This window comes from Streptomyces polyasparticus, from assembly GCF_014493765.1.
In the GTDB taxonomy this organism is placed as follows: Bacteria; Actinomycetota; Actinomycetes; order Streptomycetales; family Streptomycetaceae; genus Streptomyces; species Streptomyces polyasparticus.
The window spans coordinates 1-8,712 of sequence record NZ_JACTVJ010000062.1; the positions used below are offsets into that span (position 1 = coordinate 1).

The window sequence follows — 8,712 nt, forward strand, 5'->3', positions numbered from 1 at the left end:
ACGTTGGACAGATCGATCGCCGACGGGTAGACAAGCACACGAAGCTCCTGCGCAGCACGGTGGATCTTGGTCGTGACACCGTCTACCAGGAGCTTCTTTGTGTCGCAGAGCCGACCAACTGGCGTACCACACCCTCAGGTTGGAAAAGGCTCAGTAATTCAGACTGAAGGAATGAATTCCTACATTCCAATCGGGTCGACTGCGATAATTCCCCTAATCGCAAAGGCGATTACCTCAGTGCGGGAGCGCCTAAATATTGTCATGTCGCGCCGGGTGCTGATTAGTTTCTTTGTGTTTACTTGGGCGCGGCGTTGACGTGTGTATGGAAATGAATGCAACTCTCTGGCGAGCGCTCATCGGATCGTCGCCTCAGCGTCAACTTGCGCACATCCGACGCCGCTTGATGGGTTCATGTCGCCTGCATGGGAGAGGCCGCGTTGTGCGTACAGGGGTAGTACTGGGGACGCGCCCAGAAATCATCAAACTTGCCGACGTGATCCGCGGCCTATCGGCGACGGAGCGGCTCGTGGTGGATACCGGGCAACATTTCGACCAAGAACTCTCGGCGGTCTTCTGGAAAGGTCTGCAACTACCTCTTCCCGACAAGGTTCTCAGTGCGGTCGGAGGCCGCAGTCGCTCCGATCAGTTCTCGCGGATCGTGTCCAGAACCGCGCAGATTCTCGACAAGGCAGGTTGCGGTGCGGTGTTGGTGCAGGGGGACACAAACAGCGCCTGCGCCGGCGCCCTTGCCGCGAATTTCATCGGCATCCCTGTTGTTCATGTGGAAGCGGGGCTGCGCTCACACGACCGCGCGATGCCCGAGGAGATCAACCGGAAACTGATCGGTGTGGTTGCCGATCTACATTGTGCACCCACGGAGGGGAGCGCGGCAAACCTCCGGGCCGAAGGAGTTCCGGCCTCACGCATCGCCGTAACGGGGAACACTGTGGTCGAGGTTACCCTCGCCTCGTTGCCAGACCGCGAAGAACGCCAGAACCATCTCGACCGTCAGGGCCTGATCGCGGACCAGTACATTCTCGCCACGGTGCATCGGCCTGAGAACACGGACACTGCCGAGACGCTGGCTGGGGTGCTGACCGCGCTGAGCACACTGCCACTACCGGTACTGATGCCCCTGCATCCGCGGACGCGAAAGCGCATCGCTCAGTTCGGGCTGTCGGGGCTGCTGGCAGACATCCAAGTCACGGCCCCTCTGGACCATCGTGCCTATCTGGCGTTCGCCCGCCACGCAGCCTTGGTGATCTCTGACTCCGGAGGAATGCAAGAGGAGGTAACTGTACTAAAGCGCCCCCTTCTGGTTGTGCGGCGAAGTACCGAGCGCCCGGAGGCCTTCGCCTCGGGATTCGCTCAACTCGTACGACCCGGGACCGAATTGAGTAGAGCAGCCCACGAAGTCCTGCAGGATCGCGGCCGGCTGGTCGCGCTACAGAATACGCCGTCCCCTTTCGGCGATGGCATGGCAAGCGCCCGCATCCTCGAACTCGTCCGGTCACTGAAGCGGGTGGCGGACCCCGTCGTACCAGCCGCAACGGAGTCCGCCGAGGGCGAGCGAGGTCTCTTCCGACAGCCGCTACGCTCCACGATTCTTACGCTTCCGCCTGAACATGCACGCTCAACCTCGGACACACACCCGTCAGCTGCCAACGCGCCGTAAGACACCCGGCAGCGTCGATTCCTGACAGCAATTAGGCAATCGCGTTCTCCATTTCGGTTCCTGGCAATGCCGAAATCGATCCCAGAGACACATTCACCGTCTAGGCCGTCCGGGCAACACCGCTCACACTCCGCTCGGTCGACCTCGACAACGAACCGACATCCTCGTTGCGCTGCTTCGCGATGGCGCCTTCCACCAACCAGAAGACGTCTATCGCCCTCACCCAAAGTCATAGGGCTCGAATGTGCACGTCGTGCACCGTCGAGCCCCAGCAGCAGTGAGAAAGGCTGAACCCTATGTACAACCCACCCCTTGCAGAGACCGGAACCAGCGCGACAACTCTGGTTCTGGGGATCGCCGCAGTCGCTCTCCTCATGGGTCTAGGTGTCTTCCTCCGAGCCCGCTATATGCGCCGATTCGACCAGTAGTCCCGCCGATGGGGCACAGGACCTGAGTTCCCCAGTGTGACGCACCACGACCAACCCAACTTCCACGTTCGTCATTCGCTGGCCCGGCCCCGGGCGCCAGCGTGCCCTCCCAGAGAGAACTCCGAATGCTCCTCCTCCTGTTCAACACAGTAGTCGCCTTGGTCACAGGATTCGGCCTGGTCTACTTTCTGGCCGCCACGATCCCCGGCGTCCGCTTCTCACGCAAGGAGCAGGCCAGTCCGCTCCCACCTCCCCCAAGTGCGAGTGAACGCCAGCAGACCTACTTCCTCATCCCTTGCCTGAACGAAGCATCCGTCATCGGCAACACCATCCACTCACTGCGTGCGGAGGTGCCTCAGGCCAGGATCGTCGTTGTCGACGACGGTTCAGACGACGGGACCGTCGCCGCGGCACTTGATGCCGGCGGAAGCGACGTCAGGGTCGTCGCAAGGGCGCTGCCCGACGCGCGACAGGGCAAGGGAGCTGCGCTCAACGCGGGGTTCCGCTGGATCCTCCAGGATGCCGCCGCGCGCGAACTCGACCCGGCTAATACGCTCATCTGTGTCATGGACGCGGACGGGCGCCTGTCTGAAGACGGATTCAGTCACGTAGTTGACATCTTCCGTAACCCGGCCGTCGGCGGCGTGCAACTTCCGGTCTGTATCCGTAACCGGGACCGCTTCATCACTCTCATCCAGGACCTGGAGTTCTGGGGCCTGTCGGCAACCTCTCAATTCGGGCGAAACTACTCTCGAACGGTCAGCCTGGGAGGAAACGGCCAGTTCACTCGGCTTTCTGCTCTCATCGGCCTGGGCCGGCAGCCGTGGTCCAACTCGCTGACCGAGGACCTGGACCTTGCCCTGTCTCTCGGTGAGCAAGGATGGGAACTGGCGACCACCTCACGAGCCTACGTTGATCAGGAAGGCGTCGACTCCTGGCGGCGGCTGATCATCCAGCGCACCCGATGGTTCCAAGGGCACATGCAGGCCATCCGCCACCTGCCAGCCATCTGGAAGTCCCGGAAGGTCAGCAACATTGCCGCGCTTGAGATGACGCTCTATCTGCTGGTGCCGTGGGTACTCACCCTGCCGTGGTCGGTGGTCTTCCACATCGCGTTGGGCATGCTCGGCGTGCAGTTGATCACCGGCACGAACACTGGCTTCATGGTCTCCACCGAGACAGTGCCACTGTTCCTCATCACCTCCGTCGCCTTCTACCTGATCTCCTTCTTCCCGATGCTGTTCTCGGGTTGGCTCTACCACCGCCGAGACCGCAGCTACGGCCTCGTGCGCTGTCTCCTCCTCGGACACGCCCTGCTCGTTTCCAACTACGTCGCCTACACAGCGGCCTGGCGAGCCCTGGCCCGCATCCTGCGCGGTCAGAACAACTGGGTGAAGACTGACCGCAGCGGTGAGCACGAAGGCATCGAGGCAGGGTATGGCGGAACCGAAAGCATCCCGGGCCCCACAGTCCGCCCCGCGTTGAACCCCGGAGTTCCCTCACACACAGGAGACCAGCGGTGATCGATTCACTCACCCCACCCGCCCGCGGCCTTTGGATGCGTTGGCCGACCGCAGCGGCACTGGCGCTGATCGCAACACTGCTGTGGCGCTACGCCGCCTACGTACAAACCCAGGAGGCCTCCGTCGCCTCCCGACTGATCAGGACCTTGGGCATGGCCAGCTGGGCCAAGCCACACGCCCCTATCCTCACGATTGGGCACCTGGAGAAAGTATTCGCGCTGAATGTCACGGTGGAATGCACCGTCGCATACGTGCTCGGAGCGTTCTTCCTGCTCGGCGCGATCGTCACGGCATGCCAGAACTCTCCGGCGCGCGTCCTGCGCGCCCTGGTCGGCGTCACCGTGGCCGCGCTGGTCTTCGTCGGTGTCAACCAACTCCGGATCATCGGCATCGCGGTGTCCATCCATCACTGGGGTATGGGCGGCTACCGGATGTCTCACCAGTTCCTGGGCACACTCGTGAGTATGTTCGGCCTAGGGCTGGCCTGTTGTGTCCTGCTCCTGGCCCTGGGAAGAGGAGGGCGCGCTGAGCGCCCCATCATGTGACTCTGCGGGCCTCTTCTTGGACATGCCGTCTAAGCACATGGGTGTTCACAGGGGAGGCCTGCTCCTTCGCCGTCTGAGCGAAGCCCTCTGGGCCGATCTCTGGAGCAGACATCAGCCGGATTTCCGAAACAGAGGGCGAAACGCATCGGCAGACGCCTCGGAGGTCTCGACCGGCCGGGGTAGGGCTCTCCTGGAAGGTACCGATGAACGTCCTGCCTCGACGAGCGAGCACTGCAAAGTGGTGGGCGTCATACGCCGGACTCTCTGTCGTGTGCGCCGTCGCGCTGTCCCCTCTGTCCCCTGTGACCGCCACAGCCGCGCCCCTAACGCCCCCTCCACCGGGCACAGATGCCCCCTTCAATCCAGCGACTGGCCCAACCGGCAGTGACGGCAGACCTGCCCCGGTCGCCCTGCCGGGGCTCGCCCCCAGCGACCACCAGATGCGCCTCTGGCGCCGTACCACCAACGCGAGGCTCAACGCCCACCAGGCGCTGCAACAATTGCGGCCCAGAGTGGCCGACAGCCTAGGTGAAACCGAGCACGCCTCGGCTCAGGCACGTCAGCACATCATCCTGCGCGACCTCTCCCGAGACCGTGCCGGGGCACTCGCCCGCTGGCAGTACCGCACCGGGCCGACGGAGAAGTTTAGTCTCTACGTTTTCGCCAGCGACTTCGACGACCTCTACACGAACTGGATGACGAGGCGCATGGTCGAACGCGCCGCCTCAGCCATCCATGTCCGCGCCCGGACCGAATCTGAGATCCGATCTGCCGCCGCTCGGGTCGCCAAGTCCCGCCTCCGAGGTCTGCAGAGCCAACTTCGCTCCCTGGAGCGCACCTTGGAATCCGCAAGCCTGCGCCATGCGCAACAACTAGCCGCGATGGCCAGGGGATTTGGCGACGGTTACTGGCAGCCAGGGCATCGCGTACCAGGTCGTCCGCAGGACCTCTTGCCCGACGACGCAGCAGCCGATGCCACCTACTTCGCACTGCGCCAACTCGGCAAGGCTTACGTTTGGGGGGCCACCAGCCCTGAAACCTACGACTGCTCCGGCCTCACCTCGCGGGCCTGGTCCTCGGCAGGCGTTCTGATCCCACGCACCAGCCAGATCCAGCACGCTGGCCTGCCCGCCGTCTCCCGCTACGCTCCGCTGCGTCCCGGCGATCTGGTCATCTACTTCGCCGACGCGACCCACGTGGGCTTATACGTCGGCGAAGGGCTAGTAGTGCACGCACCACGCCCGGGACAGGTGGTCGGTCTGACGTCCCTCAATCGCATGCCCATCAAACGGATCGTGCGGCCCGACACCGCAGCCAGGCCACTGCGGTACCTGGGTGCCTCGCGTCCTATCGAGCGCGGCGGGCCGGACACGGCCCGCAAAAGAGGCGACTCTGCAGCGGTAATCCGCTGAGGAAGGTGACAACAGATCAATGCACGGTGACGAAGTGCCAGTGGGAGGCGCCCGCCAACGACGAACGGGAGTCCCCTCCCCTCGCCGCACGTCAGCCACTCGCGGCAAGGCTGCCGCCACCACTCTGGCCAAGAACGATGTCACCGTAGCTACAGGCGGCAGACATCGTGACCCACCCACATCACCCCTTCAACGCGTGCGATACGCAGTCATCGCAAGCGGCTTTGCGCTAATTGCCTTGGTCCTACGGGCCTTCGTCCCCCGCCCCATCAGAATGGCAGGCAACGGGGACGGGCAGCTCATGACCTGCCGCTTCGCCTTGGACCACCTGCAAAGCGCGATCCCCCTCGGCTGGGGGCAGTTCGTCTTCCATCCGGTAGCCACGACGGCCTGCCCCCACTATCCCAGCAGTGCGTCGATCTTCCACACTGCGGCCAAAGCTCTCACGCCCCTGATCGGACTCCCCTCCGCGCTGGATCTGCGGTTTCTGACCGCGATCTACCTGGTGCTAATCGCCTGCGTAGTTGGCCTGATCGCCACCTTCACACCACTGCGCACCTCGGGCCGGATCTCGCTCGCGGTCGCGCTGCTGCTGGTTGCCGCCGACCCAGCCTTCCTCGGGTACACCGCCTCTGCCTACGGTGAGGCAGCCGGACTCCTTGGCATCCTGGCCGCGGTACCCGGTTTGATCCTCCTCCGCACCCCTGGGCCTGCCCGGTTTGTCGGCCTCGCGCTGTTCACCACGGCAACGGCGCTCACAGTCACTGCTGGACCTCAACTTACGCTCGTCGTCCTACCGGCCGCCGCCACGTTGTTGAGGGCGAAGATTCCCACCACCCGGCTTCCCTCGAGGCTACTGCCAGCCTTGTGCGCACTGGTGGTTCTCGGCACCGCAGTCCTGTACGCACACAGGTCCATGGAGGCCAGTGCCACTCATGCCGACGCCTACAGCGCAGTCACAAGCCGGACCCTTGATGGTGAGCAAGCCCCTCGCGCGGACCTGCGGCGCCTCAGACTACTGCCTCACTTCACACGCCACTCCACTACCAACACCTACATGGGGCCCGCTACCGGCACCCACGACCCTCAACTCGGCCTCTACTCAGGAAGCTTGAAACCGAGCGATATCGCCGCCTTTTACATCACCCACCCGACGCGCATCCCAGCAGTCCTAGACGACGCCTCAAGGGACATGATGGCCGGTCGCGAGCCCTTGCTGGGCAGCTTCGCCCCGGAAGGCGGCAAGCCCGCCGGCGCGGTGGAGAACCGGGTCGCCTTCGCCTCCGGTATTCTCGAATCCTTCCGGGGACTGGGCCTCGCGGGACTGGTCGGGCTCACGACTGCAACAACTGCTGTCGCCATGGCGGCAGTACGCCGACGGCCTCACGATCACCCTTATCGCACCCTCGCACTGCTCATCGGTTACCTGTTGGGCGTGAGCGCTGCTGCCTTCGTCCCCGCAGCCTTCTTCGAGGGCATGGGCCCGATCAAGCACAGCCACTTCGCCGCGTACGCTCTCCTGCTCGCTCTATCCGTCGCCGCCGCCCTCGCACTCGCCCATCTAGGCCAGCGGCTCCGCCGAGGATTGGCCCCCTCACCTCACTCTGAACCGTTCCGGGTCTGATCGAGAGGGTGTGTCAACTTAACGGCTGATCTTGGTTGTTGAGTTATCGCTGGTCAGTGGGGGTGAGGCGGCCATCGAAGGCGATCTGGAAGGCGTTCAGCGGGGCCTTCCAGCGCATTGTCCAGCGGCGTCGGCCCTTGCCGGTCGGGTCCAGGCTCATCAGCGCCATGTAGACGCACTTCAACGCGGCGGCCTCCGTCGGGAAGTGGCCGCGGGCCCGGACTGCCTTGCGGATGCGGGCGTTGACGCTCTCGATCGCGTTCGTGCTGCAGATGACCTTGCGGATCTCGACGTCGAAGGACAAGAAGGGGACCATCTCGGCCCAGGTGTCGGACCACAGCTTGATCACGGCCGGATACTTGGAGCCGCACTTCTCGGAGAACTCCAGGAACCGCTTGGTCGCCGCGGCCTCACTCGGCGCGGTGTAGACGGGCTTGAGATCCTTGGCGACCTTGTCCCAGTCCTGGCGGGCGCAGTAGCGGATGCTGTTGCGAATCAAGTGAACGATACACGTCTGGCCGACAGTTCGGGGCCAGACCGTCTCGACCGCGTCCAGCAGACCCTTCAGTCCGTCGCAGACGAGCATCAGGACATCCTCGACGCCGCGATTCTTGAGCTCGGTGAAGACCTGGAGCCAGTGCTTCGCACCCTCGCCGCCGTCGCCGTCGCCGGCCCAGATTCCGAGGATGTCGCGGGGTGCCCTCGACCGTGACGGCCATCGCCACGTAGATGGGCCGGTTGGCAACCTTGCCATCGCGAATCTTCACATTGATGGCGTCCACGAAGACAACCGGATAGATGCGGTCCAGCGGGCGGGCCTGCCATTCGGCCATGCCCTCCATCACCGCGTCGGTGATGGTGGAGTTGGTCTGCTTGGACACCTCCGCCCCGTACACCTCGGCCAGATGAGCCGATATCTCCCCGTGCGTGAGCCCCTTCGCGGACAGCGAGAGCACCATCTCGTCCACGCCGGTCAGCCGGCGCTGCCGCTTCTTCACAAGCTGCGGCTCGAAGGTGCCGGCGGTGTCGCGGGGAACCTTGACCTCGACCGGGCCGACATCGGTGAGCACGGTCTTCGACCGCGTGCCATTACGGGAGTTGCTGCTGTTCCGGCCTGCCGCGTCGTGCTTGTCGTAACCGACGTGGTCGGTGATCTCGCCCTCCAGGGCAGACTCGAGCACCCGCTTGGTCAGCTGCTGCAGCAGCCCGCCCTCGCCGGTCAGCTGCAGCCCGTCGGAACGGGCGCGGTCGACCAACATCCCGATCAACTGCTCGTCCGACACGGCCTCCGCGGCCGATTCAACGGCCGGCTCCTCCACGGCCTCGTGCTCGGTGATGGTCTCGCTCATCTGGCGTCTCCTTGATCATCGGATCCGCCGTCTATTGGACACTCCCGGACGAGACCGCGCCAACCTGGCGAGGAACCCACTAGTAGGACTTTGTTAGGTGGTGTCGTAGGGCTGCCAGGGTGCGGGTTGGTGGCAGGTTGGGCAGTGTCCTGACCA

6 protein-coding genes and 1 pseudogene are annotated in these 8,712 nt (G+C 64.1%); 6 read left to right on the forward strand and 1 reads right to left on the reverse strand.

Annotation, left to right across the window (positions count from 1 at the left end):
* Window positions 1-493 precede the first annotated feature (493 nt).
* The 6 genes from wecB (at window position 494) to wsfD (ending at window position 7,207) form a co-directional block, all read left to right on the forward strand.
* Window positions 494-1,675 carry a non-hydrolyzing UDP-N-acetylglucosamine 2-epimerase gene (gene wecB / locus H9Y04_RS45155; protein WP_438818228.1) on the forward strand — a complete coding sequence of 394 codons (1,182 nt, stop codon included), beginning with the start codon at window positions 494-496 and terminating at the stop codon, window positions 1,673-1,675.
* 296 nt (window positions 1,676-1,971) lie between these two features.
* Window positions 1,972-2,103: an LPXTG cell wall anchor domain-containing protein gene (locus H9Y04_RS48545; RefSeq protein ID WP_187820070.1), complete on the forward strand. Its 132-nt coding sequence runs from the start codon at window positions 1,972-1,974 to the stop codon at window positions 2,101-2,103.
* A gap of 125 nt (window positions 2,104-2,228) precedes the next feature.
* The gene (locus tag H9Y04_RS45165; RefSeq protein WP_187820071.1) at window positions 2,229-3,626 is read left to right on the forward strand and encodes a glycosyltransferase family 2 protein; all 1,398 of its coding nucleotides are present in this window, start codon (window positions 2,229-2,231) and stop codon (window positions 3,624-3,626) included.
* Window positions 3,623-4,171: an exosortase/archaeosortase family protein gene (locus H9Y04_RS45170; RefSeq protein ID WP_187820072.1), complete on the forward strand. Its 549-nt coding sequence runs from the start codon at window positions 3,623-3,625 to the stop codon at window positions 4,169-4,171. The genes H9Y04_RS45165 and H9Y04_RS45170 overlap by 4 nt, the downstream gene beginning before the upstream one ends.
* Window positions 4,172-4,611: 440 nt before the next feature.
* Window positions 4,612-5,583 (forward strand): C40 family peptidase, encoded by a 972-nt coding sequence (locus tag H9Y04_RS45175; protein WP_187820073.1) that lies wholly within the window; start codon window positions 4,612-4,614, stop codon window positions 5,581-5,583.
* Between the two features lie 196 nt (window positions 5,584-5,779).
* Window positions 5,780-7,207: a glycan biosynthesis hexose transferase WsfD gene (gene wsfD, locus H9Y04_RS45180; protein WP_187820074.1), complete on the forward strand. Its 1,428-nt coding sequence runs from the start codon at window positions 5,780-5,782 to the stop codon at window positions 7,205-7,207.
* A 43-nt stretch (window positions 7,208-7,250) separates the two neighbouring features.
* Here the strand turns inward: wsfD and H9Y04_RS45185 are convergent.
* Window positions 7,251-8,556 (reverse strand): annotated as a pseudogene (locus H9Y04_RS45185) (IS256 family transposase).
* Window positions 8,557-8,712 lie beyond the last annotated feature (156 nt).